The sequence below is a fragment of the Pseudomonas sp. LBUM1660 genome (genome assembly GCF_059695935.1).
In genome coordinates this window covers 46,885-71,855 of record NZ_CP166796.1, presented here as the reverse complement: position 1 = coordinate 71,855, position 24,971 = coordinate 46,885, and the positions used below count along the sequence as shown (strand labels likewise).

Sequence of the window (24,971 nt, the reverse complement as noted above, 5' to 3'; positions counted from 1 at the left end):
CAATGACCTCCTCGGTCATATCGGGCGAGGTTTTGAAACGCTCGGCCTCCAGGCGTTTGAGCCAAAGACAGAAGCCGTTGCGCTCCCAATACAGCACCTTGATCCGATTACGGTTCTTGTTGAGAAAAACGAAAAGCACGGGGTCGAACACCGCGACTTTGATATCCAACTCAACCAGAGCGGTGAGGCCGTTGATGGGTTTTCGAAAGTCCACGGGCTTGGGGTAGAGGTACACTTTTTCGACTTTGCCGTCGGGACGCATTATGGCGGCTGGCTCCTGAAAGAAATCGGGAGTACAGCATCAGTCATTAGATTTCGGCTTGGAATGTGGGCTTTATGGCGCGCTTACATTGGAAACGCCCCGCAAGATATTCTGAAATTTCATTAAACGCTCACAAGGTTCTTGGGTCTGCCGCCCGAAATCTTTAGTCGTTTGTAGATAGACCAACCCACAGTAGGTACAACGCTTTGCGCTACCACTAATTTTTATTTTCGCCTGAATGCTCTCGGGAAACCGCGCAAGCAGCTTTTCGTTGATGCCCATCTGACGATCAGGTTTCCCGTCCGAGCATTTGTCGGGGCAAAACCCGGACCTAGAATCTGCACTCATTTTTTTCTCCTAATTCAGATTCAGAAACGCTTTATTCGACTTGAGCAATACTTCGCAGCTCGCTAAAACTCAGCTCACGGGGATCCGGTTTAACGACCACGGGAATTGAAAAGTTAATGGGGACACTGAGCTCAGCAGCATGTACTCGCACCAGAATCGAAGTGAGCTCCGCGGGAGGAGTGATCAAAATAACGTCGCTGCTCAACACCTCCTCACCTGCGTGAATTTTTCCGAATCCGAACACAGCGGTAGTTCGATCAAAATCTTCCTGAACGTCGAAATGAGCGTAACCGCCCGGCCAACACGCCTTGTGCCGCCTGGCAGCCTGATTCAAGCCACCTCTATCTGAGCTCACTTAGTCCGAACTCAGACATGCGATTGACTCCCCCCCAACTGCGAACCAATCTTAATGAGGGTCGAGTCGAATGGCTCGCTCATAAACTTAATACCAGCCCCAACCAGCTAGAGGCTCAACTTACATGACTGCAATGAAAGTTAATTCCGCTGCGTATAATCACTCCCCACTAACCTCGTCTGTGAACATGAGGACGGGCGGAGTCGATATTTCCATTCCGCTTGCCAGTATCAGCAGTGGTGTTCAATCCCCGGCATCCTTTTCTTTACGTCTACTATCCAAAGCTGGGCGTATCGGACTGGATGTCCATGGCTTTGGAAACAACTGGTCTCTCAATGTCCCGAGAATCGACGTGGCTTCCAAATTAATTTATTTAAGCAACGGAACAGCTGAAAAATACGATCCGACCACGTTTAAGTTCGTCTATCACAAACTGGAGGATTACTGCATTGAACGCCTCGTCAACCCGGGCCCAAATCCGACCGTTATCTACATGATCACTCATAAGAGCGGCACTGTAGAGTACCTAGACCACAGGGGCCAGATCACCAAAATGGTGTCTGCCGGCGGACACCGTCTAAATTTTGTTTATGAGGACAGCGGTGCGAACTTACGCACGCTAAAAGAAATAAATGATGGCCTGAGTGCAAAAATCACGATCCAGTATCCCGAATATGCTGAAACAACCCCGGAAAGCACGATTATCATCAAAGAAGACACTGGCTCAGGCGTAAAAATAGTAAAAGTCAAACTAAAAAGGCTTAATTCGGATTTCTACGCCCTGGACAGCGTATCGTTACCTAACAACGATTTGCTGACAACACGTTTGGAATACACAACGCAAAACGACCAAGTGTGGGTTAAAAAAATCACTACACCTAATGGGCAGGTACAAGAATTTACTTACGGCTCCATCCCATGCTCCAGTACCGATACTACTCCGGTCGTGACGAAACTTGAAATCATGGGGGAACATCACTCAGCAACGGACGAGAAGAAAACGGTCCGATATGAATATTCGGCTCGTAATTTTACCGGTTACAAGCACGACGAAGTGATGCTGCCCGACCAAGACAATTGTATCTTGCTCACTGACGATTATACGTACAGCGTCACCGAAATACACAGCGACATACGCTTCATCAGACAATTCAACCGCTTTCATTTATTGGTATCTGAATGGACCAAGGAGGGGAATGATACAAGCGAAGACGGCGGCATACTAACAAGATTTAAATACCCGCTTATTTCTAATGTCAACATACACAATCAGCCGGCCAATTATGCTCTATGGACAGAGTTGAAAACCACCTATTCAAACACCCTGCATGAGTCTGTTAGTATTCTGCGACGGGACGTGATTGAGACACGCGAGCATGATACGCAGGGCAATCTGCTAAAACAGAAGCTATCCAATGGCATGCGCATTGAAAATACGTATTATGCGCCCGCTGGGGAGCCTAACAAATGCCCTGCCGTTTCTCATGGATTTATTAATTATGTAAAGACCTCGAAACTCATCCCCAATGATGCCCCAACTAACTCTGCAGTCAAGTTGTCAGAGTGGACTTACGTAGCCGTCCAAGGACTGCCGCATGCGCTACCTTTCGGAGGTACCAGGGCGTCCCCGATGGTGCTCGTCAAGGCAGAGAAAAAAAATGGGATCGAAGTAAAAGCCTATGAATACGTTGAGACAGGTACAGCTGCCGCTACGAATCCGGTCTTTGTCGGACTCCCCACAAAAGAGACTGTAGGGACGCTGGTCACAAACTATCGATATACATTATCAGGCGCACAAGCGACCATTCATACTGAACAGGTGTCCTCAGCCACTACTAATATGGGTACAGGCGCGGTTGTAGTGGAGCTTAAAAAAGGAAGTGCGAAGGTAATCAACCTGGCTAGTGGACTTGTCACCCAGGACGTCGATTACAACGGGGCAGTTACGAATTACCAGTACGACGACCTCAATCGCCTTGTCCGACAAGCTGAGTTTGCAGATACTGCCAATCCCCAGACTGAGACATATGCCTATGACGACTATAGGTTTATTGATGCCACCTATAAATATCAGAACGTCGTTACCATTACCAAGCCCAGCGGATTGAAACAGATTAACTATGTTAATTTTAACAACCTACTTTGCTACTCGCTTGAGCAATTAACAGAGACTTCTCGGCCGTTCTGCGTCCGCAAGATTTGTTACAACAACGCCGACCTCATTACAGAAGATATCGAGTACGACGAGGTAAAACTGTTGGGCACACCTGTAGAAAAATGCGCAACCAAAACAAAATACACTTACGCCCTGCGACAACTTGTAGAGACCGAGTACGCAAATGGGACCAAGCAGAAAAATCAAAAAAAACTAGCTTTCAACATTGAAAGTTCACAATTTCAGAACGGTCCAATCTACACGACAACGTTCAATGATATTGGATTACCCATCAGTACAACAGTCAAAGAGGGCGCGCGCGAGACTCTCTTGGAGAGCCATGAATATGATGGTTTTTGTCGAAAAATTATGATGGACCACCCTACGGGCGAGCGAAATGAATTTTCCTACAATGAGGATGATCGACTCACCAAAAAAACAATCAGCAGCGCGGATGATAATGGGCGTAAAGACACGGTGGAGTATGTCTATTCGTCTGACATTCAGAACGCTCTTTTGCCCGTGACACTGACGAACAAAACGCGTCAGGGCGTTGAGAGTACCATTCTGGTTTCGACCAGGAAATACGACGGATTTGGGCGCCTGACTGAACAGGACAATCAACGTTTCTCATACGACCGACCTTATTACGATACGCCGTCAAAAGCATTTTGTGTGGGGACCGAACAAAGTGCCTACACTTTGCGTACGTTGAATTCAGCGACATCACAAATCGACGATGTAAAAATCTTTACCGACGGAGCCTCCACCAATGCAGCCTATTCCTACCATAGGAAAACAGGCTGGCCAATTTCCGCCATCACCGAAAAATGTTTATTTAACAAAAACGTTAACAACCATGGGTCGCCCACGCGTATCTCGAATCAATACACTTGGGGGCCTGATCGAACGCGAGCCTCCACCCTCACGGAAAACACCTATTCCGCCAGCGGCAAACGCATGATCAAATCCGTCAATCACCTGCGCTTCGATGAAACCAATATGTTCAATGCTGCAGGTCAATTGGTGAGCAAGCATTACAACAACATCGGCTTAATTTCCATTCACTACGATACTGAGGGGAATATCTCTGAACTCAATATCGCCTCCCATAAATTCTCCAATAACGGTCCTGGGAAGGACCATAGCCTTTCCTCTTTAACGCTGGATTACAATAGTGCCAACCTGGAAGCCCAGAGAAGGCTTAAAATTTACATCACTCCTGGTACATCAACGGTGGCATTGAGTGTTCACAATACTTATGATGACATTGCACGTCTGACGTCTCGTGTTATAAAAAAAGGTGACGAAAGTTCAACCTTAACCCAGACTTACACCTACCAAGCACCGTATGGGCAACTCGAGACTTCCACCGCGAAGCGCGGCAGCACGGAATCAGTCACCCACTATCAATATGCTGGTGGCCAACGCTTTAGCTCATGCACAGAAACAGGCAAACCGCAAACAGTCTACACTTACGATGCTGATCGTGTGTCCGCGATCGTGCAGGGATCTCAAAACCATACATTCACCGCAGATGCCAGGGGCAACATCACCGGCTTACCTGCGCGAATCATCCGATATAACGCGGCCAACCAAATTATGCGGGTCGCAAACGGCAGCGTCACACACGATTATTTTTATGACCCCTCCGGAAGACTTTCCCAGATTACCAATGAGAGCGAAACCGTTATTTACCTGTATGAGGGTGATGAACTGATCGGCGAAATATGCGGGGACGCGAAGACTTTATACTTGCGAATCGCGGATATTACCATTGGTCGTTATATTGTTCGGGGCACAGAGGAGCGGCTCGAACTGTTTGGCACCGACGCCACAGGGACCGTTCGTTGCGTCAAGACCTTCGCCCCAGGCAATGTTGGCGAAAGCGAAGTCTCAACCGTCTACTACGATTACTCCGACTATGGTGTTCGCACGTCGACTGCCACAGGATCGGTCAGCAGTAATACCGCGCTCATTCATCGCAACACGCTTGGTTTTAATGGATGTCTGTTTGATAGTGTTTCCGACTCCTATATTCTCGGCAATGGCTATCGCGCTTACAGCCCTGAACTTAAAACCTTTCTTTCACCTGACAGCATGAGTCCTTTTGGGGCGGCGGGCGTCAATCGATATCAATATTGCAATCTTGACCCCATCAACAATATTGACCCCAGTGGTCATCTCAGCTATTCCGCTCAATGGGGGATCGGTTTAGGTATTGCGGGAATTCTTCTGTCTGTGATCCCGATTGTCGGGGCCATTGCTGGCGGAACACTTCTGACATTAGCAGGAGGGTTTGCCGTAGCAGGTGGGGTGCTGGGTGTTACGTCGTCAGCGCTAGGGATTGCATCCGCGCTGACCGAAGATAACAAAGAACTCTCTACCAATCTGGGATATGCCTCCCTGGCCTTTGGTATTGCATCAATGGGAGCTGGTGCGGGGGCAAGTGCAGCGCATTCTGCCCGATCCGTGGTTCGTCATCAGGCAAGGGCCTTGGAGGCGTTGACGACTGCCCGCTATAGTGTTCGAGTGAACGGAGGCAAATTGTACGGTTCACTCGAATACTACGCGAAAAATAATATGGTAGTGGCCGAGGGAGGCAATTTTGTTACGCAAACAACCGGCGGGTGGCTGGACACTGGCGGGCAACTTGCAAACCGGATTCGACCGATCATTGATAGCACCCGGCCAGTAACCTTGAAAAGCTGCTACAGCGCTGTTGGCGGGAGACTTTCGTCCCAGGCGCAACGACTTGCCAACGCTCTTGATGTTGATGTCACGGGATTTACAGGGCTAACAAAAATAGATGGTAGCGCTGGCGCAAGGACATTCCACCCTCAAACCGGGTGGCTAGCAGCTAGAACCGCCGCATTGAACAGCATCAGATCAGGGGGGAATAAATTTTACTTTTATGGCATTAATTAAGCGTCGCCGCTAATCATGACATCCCGTCAGGGAGGGCAGAAAGACTGCCCTCCCTGACGCCACATGGCCGTCAAACACCAATTAATCGTATTACGGGTCATCTCCTCAAACCTGTTTTGTGCGGACTTCAGGGCTGGCGACAGCTTTGCAAAAAACCTTTTTTCTGTCTCGCTTTATTTCATGCGAGGGAGAATTTAATGTTTTGTACTATAAAACGTTAGCGCAGTAGTGGTCACAGATCGCCTCAGCAGGCTGTATATACATTCCGGCATCAATCATGCTGCGAGCCTTTATTCAGACTCATCCAACAGCAAAATATCTGATCTATTTGAATTACTAAGAGAACGATCTTGATCTTTGTCGTGTGAAGGACCGTTGAGGTGGGGTGGCCGTCTAGCCTATTGGCTACTGGTGGCGACGGCCACACGCTGGTATTATGAAAAAGTTCATTCCTTTCTTATCGCCTTAAAATCCGTGGTTCTAAACAACAGGTATCTCGCTGTTTGACCACATTCCACTACTCCCTCCCACCTACCGCCGTGTTGTCGAGGGTGTTCCAAGGCAGGCATTTCTCTTTAAGGAGCGTCAATGAGAAAAATTTCCTTCACCACGATTCTCTTCTTAGTGTCCAATCTGGTTTTCCATAACCTGGCACAGGCTACCGATTTGTCCATCCCTCCCGCAGGTTGCGTGATCAGCTCGCAAGACCGCATTATGTTGGTTCAAGGCGGCCCTGGTAATAAATGGTCACTACCGGGCGGCTATGCGAAAGAACATGAAACACCAGAACAAACGGCACAGCGAGAAACGTTCGAAGAAACAGGGTTGAAGGTAAGCGTGGGTGAATCTATCGATACGGGGGACCACCAGATCCGACTTTTCGTATGCGTGACTGAACAAGCCCTCCAGGTGTCCGCGAACAGGGTCAATATTTTAAATGCCCCTCACCTCGGACGAGAAACCATCCAGGCTGGTCTTTTTAACCCCTCGGAAATTGAAAGTCTCAAACTGAGGTTTCCTGAACAACTTCGCCGGCTGCTCGAACTCAGCACCGTTTGGCAGGACAGTTCACTCGAGGAGGTCAACGCTTTTTCTGACCGTCTGCCCCGTATTCAAGCCGTCGAACTTGTCTGGATGAATAAGTTGGCGAATGCAACGTCCGAGTGGCGGGTGTTTTTTCAAGCCGGCAACTTCCTTGGCGAAACCTGGTTCTACGTCCTATGTCTTCCCCTCATAGCCTGGCGGCTCGGATGGCGTTACCTGCACCGGATGCTGTTAGGTCTAATGCTGGTGACTCTCCTCACCCAGGCGCTCAAACCAATGGCATCCCTGGCCAGACCATTCAGTTACCTGCCAAGCTTAAGCCTGGAGGGCGCCTCTGGATTTGGCATGCCGAGCGGGCACGCATTCAGTGCGATGTTTTTTTTCGGCGCCTTGGCCTCCTGGTCCAGATCACGAATCCCAATGAGTTATGGTGCCCCTATCACTCTGACATTAGCGTTATGGACGGCCTTGGCCAGAGTCTGGTTGGGGGTTCACTTCATTTCAGATGTGCTGGCGGGCCTCTGCTTGGGTATCGCGTTTGTTTGCCTTGAGCAACTGCAAGACAAACATGAAAGGACCACAGGCGCATCAATCGCCAATCAACCATATACATGGTTCGGGCTGGGTGCTCTGAGCCTAGTATTGGGCTTCCTATATAGTCAAGAAAGCCTTTTACTCCCTTTCGCCGTGGCCATCGGCTACGGGCTGGCGGGCAGGTACTCAATCAGCGGGAAAGCTTCCGCCACTAACGCCCTCTGGATGCTGGTAGGCATGTCAGGGCTTGTCTTGATCAAGAGCTATCTGACCAATCAGTTGACCGTCTTCTGGCACATAGCGGCGAAGGATGCCGTCATTTATTTTTTGCTGGGGTACTGGCTTCGGATCGGAGCCTACCGCACCTTTCAAGGTCTGTTTCACTCTCGATCGCCCTACTGGACTGGCCCCAGCTAAACCGGACACCAATATCCCGTTATATTGATGCCGCTGCCACCTGCTTCGGCGCCTTGAGTTCGCCCAGCGTTTGCAAGGTGGCGCGGCATTGGTTCTACGCCTTGAGCGCCAGCCGCAAATAAATCCCCAGCACCGCGACGCTCTTGCCTGCGCCGTGCGGGCAGCCGAACTGCTGCCCCCATCCATCTGCCTCATGATTGGCTAGGGTGGTCGCGGTAGGGACGGCAGTTACCTGCCGCCCCCCGCACAGATCCGTACGTGCGGAACTACCGCATACGGCTCCTGCCTTGGGTACGTGACGCGAAACGATCCTCAGGGTAAGGATGTGCATTTCTGGGTCTAGGTATATAGAGGTCGGCAAGCCGTCCGTAGCGTGACCACTGGAGTCGGTTACGCTGGCTGCGTCGCTTGAGGGCTTGCCGCCATAGACGGCATACCGCCAACCGAAAACCGCCAAGGCGTATCAGATTTCCCGGCACCGCGTGGTAATTGAAGTATCCACTGACAACTCGGTTAAGCCACTGACCCACGACTCGAACAGGCTCATGACGTCGGCGTTTCAGCTCATCCCGAATAGCCAGCAGCGTTGCACGCATTCGCTTCTTTACCGTCAGTCGCAGAATTTGAAAACCACCGCTTCTGTTGGTACTACAGCAGTGCGTGAATCCCAGGAAATCAAACGTCTCCGGTTTACCTAACCCTCGCTTCCTACGATTTCTCGCAGCAAAACGACCAAACTCAATAAGCCGTGTCTTCGAGGCGTTGAGGGATAAACCGAACCTGGCCAAGCGTTCCTGCAACTGTACCAGAAACTGCTGAGCCTGCCATTGCGTCCTGAAACCCACCACGCTGTCGTCTGCGTAGCGCACAACAATCATATCGCCACGGGCGTGGCGCTGGCGCCACTGCCTTGTCCACAGATCCAGCACGTAGTGAAGATAGATATTCGCCAGCAACGGCGATATCACTGCGCCTTGGGGCGTCCCCTTGGTCGCAGCCACCCTACGGCCATCCTCTATTATTCCCGCCTGAAGCCATTTGCAGATGAGTCCGAGCATGCGTCGGTCTGCAATCCGGTGTCCTAGAAACATCAGCATCCATTCATGGTCGATCTCATCAAAGAACGACGTGATATCCGCATCCAATATCCAGTTCACCTTCTGACCCTTGAGCGCGACCGTTAACGCATCCAGCGCATCGTGCTGGCTACGTCCCGGCCGAAATCCATACGAGAATCCTAGAAAGTCTTCTTCATAGATCGCATTCAGAACAGTTACAACTGCCTGCTGTACAACCTTATCCTCCAACGAGGCAATACCCAGCGGACGCTGCCTGCCGTCAGCTTTGGGTATATAGACCCAAAGCGACGGCGTTGCCCGATAGGCTCCACTGTGAAGCCTTGCGTGCAAATCGGTCACCCGCTGGAGAAGACCTTCCTCATATTCTCGCCACGACATACCGTCCACGCCCACCGCCACATCGCGGCGAAGCGCATAAAAGCTCTGCGCTAATACTTGCGGGGTGATGTGGTGCAGCAATGCCGTGAACTGCATGCCCTTGTTCCTTCGGGCTGCTTCACGTACACCTTCAAGTCCCATCGACGCGCAGCTGATCCGGCTCAGTGTCCGGGGCGCGGGGGGCGTGTCGGTGTTTCCCTTGGCTACGTCCCTTTCCTCCACTATCTCCGCAGGGCTAGGCCCCTTGTTCGATGGTTTCTCAGGTACTACGGACGTATCCGACTTCTCAGCGACGTAGACAGCAGGGTTACGGCTTTTGGCCTTTCCTACTCCGCCCGGTACTTGCGCACCGGGCATCGCTGAGATCTCCCAGTTTCTGTGCGAAGGACTTCCCGACGTGCACAGGGTCTCCGACCGCGCGGGATCAGAGCATGACTGGCGTATAACGCCATGCTCCGTATTGCCTTCTGCTTCGCATAACAGCATCGGCATCCCGGATTCCTGATTACGCGGCTCAATGGCTGGCCCATCGGTTTCCCCTGTCAACGCTTCACCCTGCACCTCACGGTGCAACATGCATGACTCGGGGTCTGGTTGATTCGCCATTTCTTACCAGTATCGAACTTTCATCGACTATCCTCCGCCAGCTTTAACTGGCGCACTAAGCGTCCGGCCAACGCACCTTTCTGACACTTTCGCTTGAGGCGATGGTGTCCACCTAAATTTAAGTGGACACCATTTGGCCGGCAGAGAACGCATCAGCGGGGTGGCGTCTTGGAGCGTCCCTGAGTTCAATCCGGATTTTCGCTTATGCCCGCTCGTTTGGTTGTGGGACTAGCTAGCAGACGGCGCTGGATAGAAATAACTGCTCCTACGCAGTTGCAGACTGTATACCCAGAGTAAGGGGCCGGTGAACACACCTTCCGAGCCCGGCCGATAAGGGCGATTGTGTCCGCGTATTTTTAAGCGGACGCAATTACCCTTAACGCCAGGATCGCCATGCGCCAACGTAAGTCCTACCCGAAATCCTTCAAAACCCAAGTCGTCCAAGAGTGCGAGCTGCCCGGTGTTTCCGTGGCGGCTATTGCGATGAGGCATGGTATCAACGCGAATGTCGTTCGCCGGTGGCTACCGCTTTACCGCGATCAGCAGGCGGCCACCCTTGCCAGCTTTCATTCCTTTGAAAGTCGAAGCAAAACGAGTGGCTGAAGCGTCGGTGGTTATTGAATTACCACTTGGCCAGCAAACGCTCACAGTAAAGTGGCCAACTTCCGATCCCGAAGGGTGCGCCCGCTTCATCCGTGGGCTCGCTCAATGATCCGCATCGATTCCATCTGGCTCGCCACCGAGCCGATGGACATGCGCGCAGGCACCGAGACCGCGTTAGCCAGGGTGATTGCGGTGTTCGGTGCGGCGAAGCCGCACTGTGCTTATCTGTCCCTCCCCCCCAGTAATGCTGTTCACTTAAGCATTTGAGTCAAAGCCGGGCTTATCCGAAAATCCGATGCCAGACCTCTGGCATCGGATTTTTTATGTCTGCTCAACAGGACCTGCTCGACCTCGGCGACCTTTTCAACTTCTGCGACCTGAGCACTTTCACCCAAAACATTCCCATTGAATGGGTAGCGACTTCGCTGGATCTGTCGAGTCAGGCAACCATTCGCCGACGTCGCCTGCCCGCTGACCAAGTGCTTTGGCTGGTGCTCGGCATGGCGTTGTTTCGTGACGAGCCGGTTCACGAGGTGGCCAGACGCTTGAACATCTGCGCCCAAGGCCTGGCCTCTGATCACTTGTTGGCCCGCAGTGGTGTAACCGAGGCGCGAAAGCGGCTCGGTGCCGATCCTGTTGAGTGGCTATTCCGCAAAGCCGGAACCCAATGGGGCGCGGAGCGCTACGACGATGATGCCTGGCATGACCTGCAGGTATTCGCGGTGGACGGTGCACTTTTGCGCTCTCCGGATACGCCCGAACTCCGCGATCACTTCGGGTCGGGAAACACGCCGAACGACCGCCAGACGCCGTTTCCGATGTTGCGCCTGGTGGCGCTGATGAATGTGCGTTCGCACGTGATCCTGGATGCTCAATTGAGCCCTTACCGACGAAGTGAAATACGCTTGGCCGACGAGTTTTTGCAGCAGATTCCCGACCACTCGGTGACGCTGTTCGACAAAGGGTTCTGGGGCGCCGAGCTGCTGTCGAGCCTGAGCAGTGCGGGCATCAACCGTCATTGGTTGATCCCGGCCAAAAAAGGGATGGTCTGTGAGGAAGTGGCCCGTTACAGCCAGCACGACCGTTTGGTGCGCATGAAAGTCTCGCCGCAGGCCAGAAAGCGAAATCCGGCTCTTCCATCGCACTGGGAGGCACGCGAGGTCAGCTATGAAGTCCAAGGCAAAGTAAAGACCGTCATGACGTCCTTGCCGGCCAAGACCTACAACACCAAGGCCGTTGCCAAGCTTTATCAGGAGCGCTGGGAGATCGAGTTGGGTTTCAGGGACATCAAGAGTTCGATGCAGCAGAACGCAATGACCTTGCGCAGCAAAAAAGTCGAGCTGATCTATCAGGAAGTGTGGTGGCTTTTGCTGGCTTACAACGTGATTCGTCGAGAGGCCAGTCAGGCGGCGGTGGCGTTTGGCCGAGCACCATCGGACATCCGTTTCAAACCAGCTTGTCAGTACATCGCTGTGCAACTGATTGTGATGGCCGCAGCCAACCCAGTTTCAGCGACAGGAAGACGTTTGGCAGAGCTGAGGGCAGGTATCGGGGGATTGTTTCTGGATCACCGTCCCAGGCCTTCGAGGCCAAGGACGGTGAAGATCTCAAAGACCCGGTTTCCAGTGGACCGTAAGGCTGCTCCGCTTAAGTGAACAGCATTACGCTACTGAGGCGGGGGTTTAGGGTTACTTGGCTAACCGCTGCTCGAGCATGTGGGAAAACCGCTTCTCGTATTCATCGATCCACTGTTCGTACCTGGCCAGTGCCGTAGGGTCAGGTTTAGTTTCGTCATTGCGCCAGCGGTAGATCGTCATTTTGGTCACGCCTAACATAGTGGCGAGATCTTCATCATTCTTGGGATTGAGGCGTTGTTCCCATTCCTTGAAAATCTGGCTCATTGGCCGGTTGAATCGCTTCAACCGCTCGACGCGAAGCGGTTCTTCTGCAAACAGTGCTCGGGCCTTGCTCATTACGTCGTCTGGTACCGAAGCTGTTCGACCGTAGATGTAGGAGGAAAGCCGAGGGAGGCCAATGCCCAGTGCAAAAGCGTAGTCCTGGTTACGAAGGCCGAGCTTGTTGCCGATGTCGACCAATTCTTGCTGGTCGACAGACAACTCGGTACGACCGCGTGCCTTCTTTTCCCCTGCTGGAGTCTGCGAATTGCGCTGGGTCATCGATGCCGGTGTTTCAATATCGTCATCGGTGGTGTCTGGTTTTTGCAGTACAAGACGCACTAGGGGGTCTTGTTCCATCTGGAATACGCCGGAATCTGCCACTGTCTGTTCTCCGCTTATCACCCGTTGAAGTGCCGCTGCCATCCGCTTTGTGGCAGTTTGAGTGTCTATTTCACGATCGTGATCGATTTCTTCTTGATCCACCAGAGTCGATTGACCTATCTCCTCACCTCGTTCCTGCATGTCCTCAATGGAGGAATGGTTCGCGACCAGCTTTTGGCGGTCTCGCAAAACCTCACGGGTCACATTGTTGGCCACTGCATAAACGACAGCGTAGACAGCATCGGTGTCGATAGTCTTAGGCAACATGGACAGTAAGAACACCTCCATAACGCGTTGCAAGACCTCATCCAAATCGTTGAGGTCACAGCCGTTCTGTTTTGCTTTTACGCGGCAGATTTTGCGAACACGCTCGTCTTGATTCATCGCGTAGGCGATTCGATTGACGAGGAGAGAGGAGCGATCGCCATTCGAAATGTACTTTTCGCACAGTTTTTCGAATGACGACTTTTTCCCGGAGGGGCTCAGGAGGGAGTCAGGTATATCGCTGGTGTTTCTATCTTGCGCCGGATTCAGTTCCAACTCCGGAGCTTTTGCTTGTTCTGCTGCCATAGAGGGGCTCGTTGATTCAAAAAAGCCTACGCAGCCACGTTGTCCACAGTTCGATCCAGACGGAGGAGAACAACCTCTTTGAAATGCTCCAAGGAACTGGACATCTCAAGGAGGACTTTCATGCCTGCTGCCAGGATCTCAGTTCTGATCTCTGGGTACTTAAGCATGGAATGTTCAATGCGCTCATTTACCTCCTGCACCTGGCTTGTCAGTTGACATCCATCGACCCTGGCTTCGTTAACCGGGTTCTGATCAAGCACAACACCGAGAGCATCCAGGCCAATCTCGATTGGGGTGTATTCGTGGTTCATGAAGCATTACCTCTGGTAGCGACCACTGTGGGCTGCTGAAATTGATTATACGTACGTGACAGATTGCGTCAATCGAATCCATAACGCGTAAGTAGAAGCCTTATGAGATTAGAAACGCTATTTCTGTGCTGCGCGTGGATGTTTAAACTAGAAGGTAGGGTCGTGACAGGCGCTAGATGCAGGTGGCCTGGATCACGTTTTCGAAACTGGACAAGGCACCATGCATCTCTACCAGCGATGAGACATGAGTGGAAGCAATCAGGATTCCTGCCAGCAGGATTTCCGCTTTGGTTTCAGGGAAATCAGTCATAGCGGTAACCATGCACGTCGTTGCGCAGGCGACATCGCAATCATTTAGGTACCTGGGGCAGCGGGGCGTTCCGTCGACGGAAAGACAGCCAAGCGAGGTAAGCCCAATTTCCGTTGCGCCGTTATTCTTGTCAAAGCCATATGACATATCAGTAACCATAATATCCATCGAATTCCGTTAGGTTGGATCCACGAATGAAATTATAGGTAACTGTTAAACATGCGGTCAATAATACAGCGCCCAAAATGTTACTGATTTCTTACACTTTAATGCGTGCGAAAATTGGTATATGTTTTTTGCAGACCAAATTTTGAATATAACTTATTAAGGCTGGGGTACAACTAAAAGATATACGATAAAAAAACCGTCGCCAAAAAATGGCGACGGTTTGTGGAGCGGTTCACAGGAAAATGCAGTCCTGCTGCACAAAGATGTCTTCAGGAACTTGTGTAGTCGGGGTGTCGGCGTTGGGGAAAAGCTGAAGCGTTGCACCTATTGGTGGCTCTGGGCTGCGGGCACCAGGTTGAGTTGATGGCTTAGGGCTCAGTAAGGCACACCAGCGAGCTGGAAACCTTTGTTACTGGTTTCTGTGGGCTCAGTCCATTCCCATATGGGAGGTTTGTAATCGGCTGGTCACCTTTTCGCTTAGGTGGATAGGGAATATCTCGTAGATTGTATTCTTTCTGTTTGGTATCAGATGTTTTGTGTGCTCTTTCGGCCTTAGTTGGAAAAGTTGTTTGCTTATCCTTTTGGGTTGAAACTTCGATGCTTTTTAATGGCGGAAAATACGTGAAACGCCCCGTATTCAACAGTGAGTTAAAAGGCATACAAATTCCAATGCTGATAGGAATCAAGATCCACAGGTAAGTCCGACCGCCAAGCACCGCCAACGTTAAACCGATGGCAGCTAAAGCCAAGCAAACGAATTGACTTGTCGAGAGTTTGAATTTGCGCATACCAGCTCCAATTGATAGTCCTAGTTCTTGGGGATGGTTTACAGGTGAACCTAAGGATTTCGTCGGCGGGTACCTGGGCAACGCGCAAAAAAAAGCCCCCAAAAAAATGGGGGGCGTGGGTCTTTAGAAAATGAACTCCCGGCCTGTGTCGAGTACGACCGGTACGTCATGGGCAGATGGGTTTGGTAACGCTGGTACCGCGACCATTTGGTTCGACATTGCTGCGTTTACGGTTCGGATGTGCGCCGAGTTGCTGCTCAGTGGTGTTCCGTTTAGATCTCGAATGGTTACGCTGTCCGAGGTAGCCCTTCTGTATTGATTGAGTTGATCCTCTGTCATTGTTATCCCGTGATCGGCAAAGAGTTTCCGCCAGTCAACATTCCCCTTTCTAGAGCTAAAGGATACGGAAACGCCATTTGCTTCATGACGCTTCAACCCTTTCGGCATTAGAGACACAAGCAACGCCCGTGCTGCTTCTTCGCGCTCCTGGGCGAGTTGCATGTTGTGGTTTGCAGATAACCAAGCCGCGGCTGCCGCGGTCCACTCATCTGTTCCCCACTTACCGGTTTGCAGTCGATTCCAAAAGTCCTGAACCGCTACCGGCAAGACCGCCCTGTTGATCGAGCACGCTCGCCGACGGCGAGATCCTACCTGCGCACGTGCCGTCGATGATCGGCGATACCGACAAACCCAAGGCGGTGGAGTGGGCCGTGCTGGTGTGGTCGGATCTGCTCCGTCTGCGTCAGTGGTCCCGGGGCTGGAGGTACACCATCTGCGTGCCAACACCGGCGCTCAACTGCGCGATCCTCTATCAGTGCCTTTGCTTCGTTCGCCCAGTTGGAGGCGTACGCCCAGGATACCGACGACAAAGAGATCCACTCCCTGATCAGCGTCGCCAAGCAGTACGGCGATCAGATCCCGTCGCTGGTCAGCCAGATCAAGGCCGCCTGCGTCAGCAAGATCGAGGACGCCGACGTTGCGCTGCTGACTGCCCACCGCTCCAAGGGATTGGAATTCCCGCAGCTGGTACTGCTCAGCGACTTCCACAACCTGATCACCGACGGCGGCCTGCCGCTGGTGCTGGATACCCCTGAGCTGCGTCAGGAACTGCACCTGCTGTACGTGGCATTGACCCGGGCGAAGTCGGCCATTGAGCTGAATGAGCAAATTCTGGCGATCGTGCGCTACTGCGAAACCGCCGGCCGAGTCCGTACTGCGGCTTTAGCGGCTTCGAACAGCACCAAACAAAGTGGGGGGCTGCTCTGGTTGTTGAGGGTGAACCAGAGGGTGCGTTCGCCGCGGTTGAGTACGGCGTGGGCGCCTTCGCCAACGTGGCCGAGCTGGTGGGCCCGGATGCGGCGCTCTTGTTCGACGGTGATGAACTGGAGTCGCGCATTGAATTGGCTATTCTGCGTCAGGGTCTGCTGACGGCGGCCGGTCTGGCGGGCGCCCTGGGCGGTTCGGTGGCCGAGGTCGCCGATGCTGTGGCCACGATGGTGCGTTGCGGCCGGCTTTCGGCGGTGCTGTTCCTCGACTGCGAGGCGGTCACACAACGCCTGGTCACCAACATCCAGTTGGAGGCGGCCTGATATGCGTCGCTCACTGATCGGTGATGGAGGCTACCATGGCGGATGACTTCATACGCATCGTGTACAGGCGCGAAGTCGGCGGGAAATCGAAGCGGACCTCTGTCTCGATTGACCCGATGATGTTCGAAATCTTCAGTCAGGTGCGAGGCGGAATCTCCGAAGCCCGCGCCGTGCTGAACCGAACAGGAACAGGCTTTGTCATGAGCCGGACGCTGTAACCGCTGCAAAATGTAATTCTAACTTGACCAATCACACAGGCGAACCATTCGACAGATTCTGCCAATGACACGTATTAGTACGTGTATAGATTTAATAAAAGGAGCTAAGATGGCACTTGCAGACGTTTTTGGGGGCAACACCGCAATCGTGGTGGTGGCCTGCGCAGTAGCGGTCTTCGTGTATTTCAAGCTGGGCAACCGCAAGAAGTACTCGACCAAGCACTACCAGTGCATCCCGCTGCTGACCGAGCGGGAGCAGGAATTTTTCTGGCGGCTCAAGGAAGCGGTGCGCGATGACCTGGTCATTGCTCCCCAGGTGGTGTTCGGGGCGTTCATCAAGGTGAAGGCCACGCGCTGACCGACAAGAACCACGCCCGGCATGTGGTCGCCCACAACCGGTGCGATTTTTTGCTGTGCGACAAGAAGCTCAAGCCAGTGGCGTTGGTGGAGGTCGACGACTCGACTCACAACAACTTCAAAGCCCGCTCCAAGGATCGTCGTCGCGACGATCTCATGAAGGCGGTGGGGGTGGCGGTGATCCGCTACAAGAACATGCCGGCGGCGACCCAGATCCGCAAGGACCTGAAGCTGTAGAGCCGCGACAGAGGAGGGCCGGGGCATTCGTGTCACCGGCCTGCCCGCGTATGTCACGCCTTGGCGTAATGGCGATACCTGTACCGAGGAGGTAGGAGAAATGGCAAGCAACGAGGCTCTGACAAACCGCTCGATCGGCATTCTGGTCAACCTGTCCGCCGGGCTCGATGAGACCGGTCGCGAGTGTGATGATGACCGGGTGCAGCTGACCGCCAACTTGCGTTTGGCCGCCGCATTGTCCCCGCGCTCGAAGCGCTGCACGCCGTTCGCCAACGACACCGGTAGCCCGAACGTGAAGTTGGTCAAGTCGGCGGCGGGCTGGTTGGATCAGCTCAAGCAGGCCAAAGGGTTCCACGGCGATGTGACGGCGGCGGAGTTCCTGGGCGTGAGCCCAACCCAGTTTTCACGCTGGCGCACCGGCAAGGACCTACTCGACAACTACCACGCCTGGCAGGTCGCCACTGCGCTGAATGTGAATCCCATGGCGATCATCGGCAGCGTGAACTTTCACCATGCGCGGGATTCTGACCGTACCCGGTGGCTCGCCATGCTCTCGACCGTGATCGACGCCGAGCTGCCATCGGTGCCAGAAGCAGGGATACCCCCACGAGCACCAGCGCCGCTACCAGCGGAATCACCGGCGGCAGCAGAGGTGGCAGCAGAGGCAACTGCGCAGGGGAGCAAGTGGACGGACGACGAGGACCAGCGGCTTGTAGCGGCGTATCAGGATTGCGCTGATGTCGCGGCATTGGCCAAAGCTCATCGGCGCCCCCCCAAGGCAATCTTGCTGCGTCTGAGTCAGACCCACCGCCTCTTGAACGGTGAGCACCTTGCCAGCTTGTGCGAGTTGTACGGTGTGAGCTTCAACAGCCCGGGGCGCGGCAAGAAACCAGCTCGGAAGGGCGCCCAGACCGCAGAGAAGTCGGCACAGGCCGCTCCATCCGTATTTCTGTAATCCAGCTTTGGCGTGGCCAAGGCTCTTTTTCTCGGGTGTAGTACAAATGTACTCTTTTTCGTTTTTACGGCGGTTGGCCGAGATTTTCCTCCCTGAAACGGTAGAGGTTTGCCCGGCGGCGGAGGACCCAGGATCAGCAGCACCGATCAGGGAAGAGCGGTATCGCCGACCGTGTACCGGGACCTGGCCATTTGGTTTGAAGATCTGACTGAAGACCCAGATCGGTTTTGGGGTGTTGGTGTTGCAGCGGCCCAAGGAATGCACGAGGAATGGTTCGACGAGGTGCTGGGCAATGCCGTGGCTTCTGAGTGTCGATATGCGGCCGAAGGCCGTGTTGTCCGGGGTTCGGGTAAAAGTTTCCTCAGAAAATTGGTGCCAATTTACGTTGGTTCTACGAAAGGTCAGTCAGCGTCTCGGAACCAATCCCTGGATACGCGACCTTTCGGAGCCGGGGTATGCAGAGTTCTGGTTCAGCCATAAGCCCATGTTTCCCCCGATGGCGAGCATCCCTGGTGATGGCGCAATAACAAGCGCTGACTTGACCAAAAGATCTATCCGAACCACCGAAAACTAACGATGGCACATCTGGATTTGAGCAAACCCCCTGTATTCAAGGGGTTTGGTGGATTTAAAGGGCTATCACTAACGATGGCACATTTGAACCCCGCCGGCGGATGCGGGGCCGGCGAGCCCCGGCCGTCCGAAACGATTTACCAATTAACCGATGAACGTTCCGTGTCGTTCGTCAAGTCAACCGCTAAACAGGAGTTACCGCATGACAGCAGCGAACCATTTCCGCCCGGACCAGGCTGGCGATTTTCCCTTCACCACCGAGGTCGAGATCCTGTTGGGTGGGGTCGGCCGGGCGATGTATCCCGACGGCAACTACTCTGACACTGGGGGCACCGATCAAAAAGTCTTTGTCCTTGCCCTGGTGATACAAGTGCAGGATTGTCAGAACCATCATTTGTTGCAGTGGCGTCATAGCTCGATAGCTCTTGCGCATGGCCTTGAGGGCTTCAGGGACAGGGCCTTGACTACCTTCCCAGTCAAAACCCCGGGGGCGCAAGGTGTAATGGCTAGCTTCTTGAAGGGCTTCTGATTGAGGCTATCCAGCAGCAGCGCGATGGCTGTGTTGAGTTCGCCCAAGGAGAAGAACTGGCGGTTGCGCAGCACCGCCAGGATCCACCGCTCGACTACCTGTACGCCGACTTCAACCTTGGCTTTGTCCTTGGGTTTACGCGAGCGCGCGGGCAGCACGGCTACGCCGTAATGCTCGGCGAGATCGCGGTAACTGGGGTTGATATCCGGCTCGTAGCGATGCGCCTTGGTGACGCCGCTGCGCAGATTGTCCGGTACCAGGATCTGCGATGTACCGCCGAGAAAGGCGAAGCAGCGTACGTGCGAGCCCAGCCAGTCGGGCAGTTTCTGCGACCAGGTGGCCTCGGCGAAGGTGTAGCTGGACGCGCCGAGGACGGCGACGAAGATCTGCGTCTGGCGGATCTCGCCGGTTCGCCGATCAATGACCGGCACGGTCTGGCCGGCGTAATCGACAAACAGCTTTTCTCCGGCACGGTGTTCCTGGCGCATGACCACGTCGACCTTGGCAGCCCAGAGGCGGTAGTGCTCGCAGAACCAGCTGTACTGGAAGCCTTGCGGATGGGTGAGCCGATACTCTTGCCAGAGCAGGGCCAAGGTGACGCCGGGGCGACGTAACTCGGCATGGACATGAGCCCAGTCCGGCATCGGACGTTGATCGCTGGGAACCGTCGGCGCTGGCGGAATAGACATCGCTCCAGTTCGGCGTCCGGCAACTGCGTGGGCCAAGTCAGCCCGCAAGCGTTGAAGCGGTGCAGGTAATTGCCGGCACTGCCGCTGCTAATGCGCAGGCTGGTAGCAATTTTACGCACGGACAGGCCGGCGTCGAACTTTAGGCGTAGTACCTCTCGGATTTTACGCATGGATATACGCTCCACGACGACCTTTCGCTTCGAGAAAAGAGGTCGATGGTAGTGAATAATCCTGCGGTTGCTGCCTGCCTGAGCTTGGGTCGGATCAGTGAGAGATCACTGTCCAAGTGCTCGTGGAATGAGTGTCCAAGTCAGCGTGGAATCGCTGTCCAAGTGTTCGTGGACTGGGTGTCCAAGTGCTCGTGGAATGAGTGTCCAAGTCAGCGTGGAATCGCTGTCCAAGTGTTCGTGGACTGGGTGTCCAAGTGCGCATGGAATCCCCAAGTTCAGTTCCTGAACCGTCAGCACAATGACCTCCTCGGTCATATCGGGCGAGGTTTCCCCCGGTGTCAGGATAGTTGTCGCCTCTCCGGTTTTTCCTGAAAAAGCATATCGGGGGCGGAAAGAGACTGGTCGTGCCGTACTATTCACCTGAACGCAGAGCCGCATTACTTAAGATGCTGCTTCCCCCGCTGAACCTGTCGATGGCCGAGGTTTCCCGGCGCGAAGGGGTCAGCGAAATGTCTTTGTCCAACTGGCGCAAGCAGCTCAGTTCTGAAGGAAATGCAGTGTCCGAAAACAAGCCGTTGACCGAGAACTGGTCAGCCGAAACCAAGTTTGCTGTCGTGCTTGAAGCCGCCGGTTTGTCCGAGATCGACTTGGGCGAATATTGCCGCCGCAAAGGCCTTTACCCCGAGCAGATCACGGCCTGGCGACAAGCGTTTATCGCTGGCCAGAAGTCGGAAAAAGCCCAGCAAATAGAAGACCGCGAACAGTCTCGTAAAGATAAGAAACGCATCCAGGAACTTGAGCGCGAACTGCGCCGCAAAGACAAGGCGCTGGCTGAAACAGCCGCGTTATTGGTGCTGCGGAAAAAGCTCAACGACTACTGGGGGACCGACAACGAGGACAACTGACGTCTTTGCCAGAACGGCACTTACTGGTTGACTGGCTGAGCGAAGCGGTCGCGGCGGGAGCCAGAAAAATCAGGGCCTGCCGGGAAATCGGTCTATCGCTGCGGACCTTGCAACGGTGGACTGAAACAGACGTTATCCAGGCCGATGCCCGAACGACTGTCACACGGTCAACGCCGCGAAATGCACTGAACGAGGCGGAGCGACAGACCCTTGTGACGCTGTGCAACAGCCCGGAGTACGCTCATCTGCCGCCGAGCCAGATCGTGCCGCGCCTGGCCGATCAAGGGCGCTATCTGGCGTCGGAGGCGACGTTTTATCGGGTCTTGCGGGCGGCGGGTCAACAGCAACATCGAGGCCGTAGTCAGCGCCCCAGGCGGTACGCCGCACCGACGACGCATGCGGCCAAAGGGCCCAATCAGGTGTGGTCGTGGGACATCACGTATCTGCCGTCGCCGATACGCGGCCAGTATTACTACCTCTACCTGATCGAGGATATTTACAGCCGCAAGGCCGTGGGCTGGGAAGTCTACGACGCGGAAAGCGGCGAGAAAGCCGCCGCGTTGCTGCAACGCAGCGTGATCGGCGAGCAGTGTTTACGCGAGCCGCTGGTGCTGCACTCGGACAACGGCGCGCCGATGAAGTCGGTGACGCTGTTGAGCAAGATGTACGAACTGGGAATCACGCCCTCGCGGGGCCGACCGCGGGTGAGCAACGATAATCCGTACTCGGAGTCGTTGTTTAGAACGCTGAAATACTGCCCGCAATGGCCGCAGGACGGCTTTGCCAGTTTGGACGCCGCACGAGCTTGGGTGAGGGATTTCATGCGTTGGTACAACAACGAACACCGGCATAGCCGTATCCGCTTCGTCACACCGGCTGAGCGGCATCGAGGACTGGACCATCAGGTCCTGGCCCGGCGACATGAGCTGTACGAACGAGCTAAAGAGAAAAAGCCGGAACGGTGGTCGGGTCGAACACGTAACTGGGAGCCGATCGGAACCGTGTTGTTGAACCCGGATCGAGAGCAACAGGTTGAGAAAAGAGCGGCATAGTTAGACGGTTGACGCGACAACTACCTTGAAAAACGCCGGTTTTGAAACGCTCGGCCTCCAGGCGTTTGAGCCAAAGACAGAAGCCGTTGCGCTCCCAATACAGCACCTTGATCCGATTACGGTTCTTGTTGAGAAAAACGAAAAGCACGGGGTCGAACACCGCGACTTTGATATCCAACTCAACCAGAGCGCTGAGGCCGTTGATGGGTTTTCGAAAGTCCACGGGCTTGGGGTAGAGGTACACTTTTTCGACTTTGCCGTCGGGACGCATTATGGCGGCTGGCTCCTGAAAGAAATCGGGAGTACAGCATCAGTCATTAGATTTCGGCTTGGAATGTGGGCTTTATGGCGCGCTTACGGACTACATGCCAAGCAGGTGTTTCAGTTTGCCCGGCAGAACGGCTTCGGCCGGTAACTGCGTCGGTGCACAGCCCATAACGCAACAGCATGGCGGAAAGCTTTGCCAAAACGATCAAGCACCACAACGTCGCGCGCATGCCCAGGCCTGGCCAGCAAGCGCTACGCCACCTGGCGATTGCCTTTGGGTATTACAATGAGGGGCATCTGCACAGCGCGCTAAAATACCGCACACCGCGGGAATTTAGGCGCTTCGCAGAGACCGCAATTTAAAGAGATATTGGCGTTTTATTGCGCCTTAAGAACTATCCTGCAGTTAATGGCGGCGTGACTTAGTAATCTGAGCATTAGGCAAGTTGAGAGTAGCGCTGGCCCACCATGCTGTCGGAATAACGCATGTAAGGCAATCCGGCGAAATTTAATCTGCCGTGTGCTGTTCGCGAAAATTATTGAGTGCTAATTTCTCACTATGGAAATGCCAGAGTGACTAGGTAGATGCCAGAATTTACTCGCTTGCCTGAATCATCTATTAAGATATACCTAGAAATGTACTGTTTGTTGAGGTTTATATTGTCAACAACTAGCTTGACACTATGCCTCGATTCGTGCCGCGAGTTATTTTGATTTGCCATAGGTATACTTTTTACGCTGACAATGTTTCTTTGGGCTGAGCGGGGGCATTTATCGAGCGTTATTCCCGCGGCTGGACCTGAAACGCCAGTGTTTGTGGTTGCTATGCACGAGTCCTCTACGATTCGGCCAGAAAACTGGATGCTGCCCCGAGCGGATTCTGTTTCGGCGGCATTAACTCCAGCAATGCAAAGAAGTAGCGCCAAGCTTACAGAGAAAACATTTCTGTTCATGCTCTTGCTCCGATAGCGAATATCTTTAAATAGTGTAGTCATCCTCCGGCAGAATGTTGGGCAATCCCTGTTTTTTTGCCGACTGCCTCAAAAACGATAAAAAACAAAGTGTTTAAACGGCAACCTAACTCGCGCGCCCATCTCAGGTTATCTGATTGACAATGTCGCGCCGATTCATGGCGTCCAAGAAAGGTCTGAAGTACCCGCGGATTTTTGATGCCCTCACTACTTGATGCTCAAAAAATCATAAGCCGGTCGAAAATCAGACCTTCTTGTCCTTAATTCACGGTTCTTTCCTCTAATCGCGCTGTTTCAGGGCGATTAACCCGCATTACAGACGCACCTCGCCCATGCCCATCAACCGTTTTCGCACCATCCACAAGTTCGACAAAGCGAACAACGTTGTCTGCTGCGCGATATTTTTCGACAAGCCACGAAAGCGCACTTTCGTATAACCAAACTGGCGCTTGATCACGCGAAACGGAGGCTCAACCTTGGCCCGCACCTGCGCTTTCGCGTATTCGATCTTGCATCGCATGCGCCCGATCAGACTCTTTTTTGCGTGCTTTTTATAGCTGCTTGGCCGGGCGGCAATCGACCAGATCATCTGGCGACCCTGATGTTCGGGACGCTTGTCTACACCGGTGTAACCGGCATCGCCAGAGACGTACGTTTCATCACCATGGAGCAACTGATCGACTTGAGTCATGTCCGCCACATTGGCCGCCGTGCCCACCAGGCTATGCACCAAACCCGTCTCGGCATCGACACCGATATGCGCTTTCATTCCGAAGAAATATTGATTTTCTTTCTTGGTCTGGTGCATTTCGGGATCGCGTTTGCCGTCCTTGTTCTTGGTCGAACTGGGCGCATGAATGATCGTGGCATCGAGGATGGTGCCCTGGCGTAACAGCAAGCCGCGATCGCCCAGATAGCCATTGATGACCTGCAAAATCCCGCCGGCCAGCTCATGTTTTTCCAACAGATGGCGGAAATTGAGGATCGTGGTTTCATCGGAAATTCGATCCAGATGCAGCCCCGAAAACTGGCGCAGAATCGTGGTCTCGTAAAGTGCTTCTTCCATCGCCGGATCGCTGTAACCGAACCAGTTCTGCATCAGATGAACCCGCAACATGGACAGCAACGGATACGCCGGACGACCGCCTTCACCCTTTGGATAATGCGGCTCGATCAAGGTAATCAAACCCTTCCAGGGCACGACCTGATCCATCTCGATCAGGAAACGCTCGCGGCGGGTCTGCTTACGTTTGCCGGCATACTCGGCATCGGCGAAGGACATCTGTTTCATTGGGGCTCAACCGTTGGGTTCGTGTGAGGTGCG

At 53.6% G+C, this 24,971-nt stretch carries 20 protein-coding genes and 4 pseudogenes; 13 read left to right on the top strand and 11 right to left on the bottom strand.

The window, feature by feature from the left end; genetic code table 11:
• Window positions 1-31: 31 nt before the first annotated feature.
• Window positions 32-262: pseudogene (gene tnpB / locus ACA068_RS30095) on the bottom strand (IS66 family insertion sequence element accessory protein TnpB); the annotation flags it as partial.
• A 72-nt stretch (window positions 263-334) separates the two neighbouring features.
• Window positions 335-610: a hypothetical protein gene (locus ACA068_RS30090; protein ID WP_497310817.1), complete on the bottom strand. Its 276-nt coding sequence runs from the start codon at window positions 608-610 to the stop codon at window positions 335-337.
• Window positions 611-1,089: 479 nt separating this feature from the next.
• Between ACA068_RS30090 and ACA068_RS30085 the strand changes: the two genes are divergently transcribed.
• Window positions 1,090-6,048 carry an RHS repeat-associated core domain-containing protein gene (locus tag ACA068_RS30085; protein ID WP_497310816.1) on the top strand — a complete coding sequence of 1,653 codons (4,959 nt, stop codon included), beginning with the start codon at window positions 1,090-1,092 and terminating at the stop codon, window positions 6,046-6,048.
• Between the two features lie 588 nt (window positions 6,049-6,636).
• Window positions 6,637-8,043, top strand: a complete 1,407-nt coding sequence (locus ACA068_RS30080) for a phosphatase PAP2 family protein (RefSeq protein WP_497310815.1) — start codon at window positions 6,637-6,639, stop codon at window positions 8,041-8,043.
• 228 nt (window positions 8,044-8,271) lie between these two features.
• Here ACA068_RS30080 and ltrA read toward each other — a convergent pair.
• Window positions 8,272-9,857, bottom strand: a pseudogene (gene ltrA, locus ACA068_RS30075) (group II intron reverse transcriptase/maturase).
• 642 nt (window positions 9,858-10,499) lie between these two features.
• Here ltrA and ACA068_RS30070 point away from each other — a divergent pair.
• The 3 genes from ACA068_RS30070 (at window position 10,500) to ACA068_RS30060 (ending at window position 12,364) form a co-directional block, all read left to right on the top strand.
• Window positions 10,500-10,709 (top strand): transposase, encoded by a 210-nt coding sequence (locus tag ACA068_RS30070; RefSeq protein WP_497310814.1) that lies wholly within the window; start codon window positions 10,500-10,502, stop codon window positions 10,707-10,709.
• 105 nt (window positions 10,710-10,814) lie between these two features.
• A complete protein-coding gene (locus ACA068_RS30065; protein ID WP_497310813.1) occupies window positions 10,815-10,976 on the top strand; it encodes a hypothetical protein in 162 nt (53 codons plus the stop codon).
• A gap of 56 nt (window positions 10,977-11,032) precedes the next feature.
• Window positions 11,033-12,364 (top strand): IS4 family transposase, encoded by a 1,332-nt coding sequence (locus tag ACA068_RS30060; RefSeq protein ID WP_497310737.1) that lies wholly within the window; start codon window positions 11,033-11,035, stop codon window positions 12,362-12,364.
• 33 nt (window positions 12,365-12,397) lie between these two features.
• On the opposite strand, the gene ACA068_RS30055 is transcribed toward ACA068_RS30060, so the two are convergent.
• The 4 genes from ACA068_RS30055 to ACA068_RS30040 form a co-directional block, all read right to left on the bottom strand.
• Window positions 12,398-13,558, bottom strand: a complete 1,161-nt coding sequence (locus ACA068_RS30055; protein ID WP_497310812.1) for a hypothetical protein — start codon at window positions 13,556-13,558, stop codon at window positions 12,398-12,400.
• 26 nt (window positions 13,559-13,584) lie between these two features.
• Window positions 13,585-13,869 (bottom strand): hypothetical protein, encoded by a 285-nt coding sequence (locus tag ACA068_RS30050; RefSeq protein WP_497310811.1) that lies wholly within the window; start codon window positions 13,867-13,869, stop codon window positions 13,585-13,587.
• Between the two features lie 172 nt (window positions 13,870-14,041).
• Window positions 14,042-14,347, bottom strand: coding sequence for a hypothetical protein (locus ACA068_RS30045; RefSeq protein ID WP_497310810.1), 306 nt, complete (start codon window positions 14,345-14,347; stop codon window positions 14,042-14,044).
• 368 nt (window positions 14,348-14,715) lie between these two features.
• Entirely contained in the window at window positions 14,716-15,135 is a 420-nt protein-coding gene (locus ACA068_RS30040; RefSeq protein WP_497310809.1) for a hypothetical protein, read from the bottom strand.
• Window positions 15,136-15,813: 678 nt separating this feature from the next.
• Here ACA068_RS30040 and ACA068_RS30035 point away from each other — a divergent pair.
• From ACA068_RS30035 to ACA068_RS30010, 6 genes are all read left to right on the top strand, one after another.
• Complete coding sequence (locus ACA068_RS30035; RefSeq protein ID WP_497310859.1) at window positions 15,814-16,563, top strand: 3'-5' exonuclease; 750 nt, start codon at window positions 15,814-15,816, stop codon at window positions 16,561-16,563.
• Window positions 16,536-16,724 carry a hypothetical protein gene (locus tag ACA068_RS30030; protein WP_497310808.1) on the top strand — a complete coding sequence of 63 codons (189 nt, stop codon included), beginning with the start codon at window positions 16,536-16,538 and terminating at the stop codon, window positions 16,722-16,724. The genes ACA068_RS30035 and ACA068_RS30030 overlap by 28 nt, the downstream gene beginning before the upstream one ends.
• 35 nt (window positions 16,725-16,759) lie before the next feature.
• Window positions 16,760-16,942, top strand: a complete 183-nt coding sequence (locus tag ACA068_RS30025) for a hypothetical protein (RefSeq protein ID WP_497310807.1) — start codon at window positions 16,760-16,762, stop codon at window positions 16,940-16,942.
• 109 nt (window positions 16,943-17,051) lie between these two features.
• Window positions 17,052-17,300, top strand: coding sequence for a DUF2726 domain-containing protein (locus ACA068_RS30020; RefSeq protein WP_497310806.1), 249 nt, complete (start codon window positions 17,052-17,054; stop codon window positions 17,298-17,300).
• Window positions 17,301-17,323: 23 nt separating this feature from the next.
• Window positions 17,324-17,536, top strand: a complete 213-nt coding sequence (locus ACA068_RS30015) for a DUF2726 domain-containing protein (RefSeq protein WP_497310805.1) — start codon at window positions 17,324-17,326, stop codon at window positions 17,534-17,536.
• Window positions 17,537-17,636: 100 nt separating this feature from the next.
• Complete coding sequence (locus tag ACA068_RS30010) at window positions 17,637-18,491, top strand: hypothetical protein (protein ID WP_497310804.1); 855 nt, start codon at window positions 17,637-17,639, stop codon at window positions 18,489-18,491.
• A gap of 757 nt (window positions 18,492-19,248) precedes the next feature.
• Here the strand turns inward: ACA068_RS30010 and ACA068_RS30005 are convergent.
• Window positions 19,249-19,476 carry a hypothetical protein gene (locus tag ACA068_RS30005; protein WP_497310803.1) on the bottom strand — a complete coding sequence of 76 codons (228 nt, stop codon included), beginning with the start codon at window positions 19,474-19,476 and terminating at the stop codon, window positions 19,249-19,251.
• A gap of 95 nt (window positions 19,477-19,571) precedes the next feature.
• Window positions 19,572-20,452: pseudogene (gene istA, locus ACA068_RS30000) on the bottom strand (IS21 family transposase); the annotation flags it as partial.
• 404 nt (window positions 20,453-20,856) lie between these two features.
• On the opposite strand from istA, the gene ACA068_RS29995 reads away from it, so the two are divergent.
• A protein-coding gene (locus ACA068_RS29995; protein ID WP_497310712.1) for an IS3 family transposase occupies window positions 20,857-22,409 on the top strand; the annotation gives its coding sequence in 2 pieces (ribosomal slippage) (window positions 20,857-21,319 and window positions 21,319-22,409; 1,554 coding nt in all).
• On the opposite strand, the gene tnpB (ACA068_RS29990) is transcribed toward ACA068_RS29995, so the two are convergent.
• A complete protein-coding gene (tnpB, locus tag ACA068_RS29990; RefSeq protein ID WP_497310802.1) occupies window positions 22,297-22,680 on the bottom strand; it encodes an IS66 family insertion sequence element accessory protein TnpB in 384 nt (127 codons plus the stop codon). The two genes, ACA068_RS29995 and tnpB (ACA068_RS29990), sit on opposite strands and share 113 nt — an antisense overlap.
• A 131-nt stretch (window positions 22,681-22,811) precedes the next feature.
• Between tnpB (ACA068_RS29990) and ACA068_RS29985 the strand changes: the two are divergent.
• Window positions 22,812-23,039, top strand: a pseudogene (locus tag ACA068_RS29985) (integrase core domain-containing protein); the annotation flags it as partial.
• Window positions 23,040-23,960: 921 nt separating this feature from the next.
• Here ACA068_RS29985 and ACA068_RS29980 read toward each other — a convergent pair.
• On the bottom strand, window positions 23,961-24,938 hold the full coding sequence (locus tag ACA068_RS29980) for an IS5 family transposase (RefSeq protein WP_497310801.1): 978 nt from the start codon (window positions 24,936-24,938) through the stop codon (window positions 23,961-23,963).
• Window positions 24,939-24,971 lie beyond the last annotated feature (33 nt).

Coding starts and splice junctions, on each gene's coding strand:
- ACA068_RS30090 (WP_497310817.1), bottom strand. CDS start 610: ATGAGTGCAGATTCTAGGTCCGGGTTTTGCCCCGACAAATGCTCGGAC.
- ACA068_RS30085 (WP_497310816.1), top strand. CDS start 1,090: ATGACTGCAATGAAAGTTAATTCCGCTGCGTATAATCACTCCCCACTA.
- ACA068_RS30080 (WP_497310815.1), top strand. CDS start 6,637: ATGAGAAAAATTTCCTTCACCACGATTCTCTTCTTAGTGTCCAATCTG.
- ACA068_RS30070 (WP_497310814.1), top strand. CDS start 10,500: ATGCGCCAACGTAAGTCCTACCCGAAATCCTTCAAAACCCAAGTCGTC.
- ACA068_RS30065 (WP_497310813.1), top strand. CDS start 10,815: ATGATCCGCATCGATTCCATCTGGCTCGCCACCGAGCCGATGGACATG.
- ACA068_RS30060 (WP_497310737.1), top strand. CDS start 11,033: ATGTCTGCTCAACAGGACCTGCTCGACCTCGGCGACCTTTTCAACTTC.
- ACA068_RS30055 (WP_497310812.1), bottom strand. CDS start 13,558: ATGGCAGCAGAACAAGCAAAAGCTCCGGAGTTGGAACTGAATCCGGCG.
- ACA068_RS30050 (WP_497310811.1), bottom strand. CDS start 13,869: ATGAACCACGAATACACCCCAATCGAGATTGGCCTGGATGCTCTCGGT.
- ACA068_RS30045 (WP_497310810.1), bottom strand. CDS start 14,347: ATGGATATTATGGTTACTGATATGTCATATGGCTTTGACAAGAATAAC.
- ACA068_RS30040 (WP_497310809.1), bottom strand. CDS start 15,135: ATGCGCAAATTCAAACTCTCGACAAGTCAATTCGTTTGCTTGGCTTTA.
- ACA068_RS30025 (WP_497310807.1), top strand. CDS start 16,760: ATGGCGGATGACTTCATACGCATCGTGTACAGGCGCGAAGTCGGCGGG.
- ACA068_RS30020 (WP_497310806.1), top strand. CDS start 17,052: ATGGCACTTGCAGACGTTTTTGGGGGCAACACCGCAATCGTGGTGGTG.
- ACA068_RS30010 (WP_497310804.1), top strand. CDS start 17,637: ATGGCAAGCAACGAGGCTCTGACAAACCGCTCGATCGGCATTCTGGTC.
- ACA068_RS30005 (WP_497310803.1), bottom strand. CDS start 19,476: ATGACGCCACTGCAACAAATGATGGTTCTGACAATCCTGCACTTGTAT.
- tnpB (WP_497310802.1), bottom strand. CDS start 22,680: ATGCGTCCCGACGGCAAAGTCGAAAAAGTGTACCTCTACCCCAAGCCC.
- ACA068_RS29980 (WP_497310801.1), bottom strand. CDS start 24,938: ATGAAACAGATGTCCTTCGCCGATGCCGAGTATGCCGGCAAACGTAAG.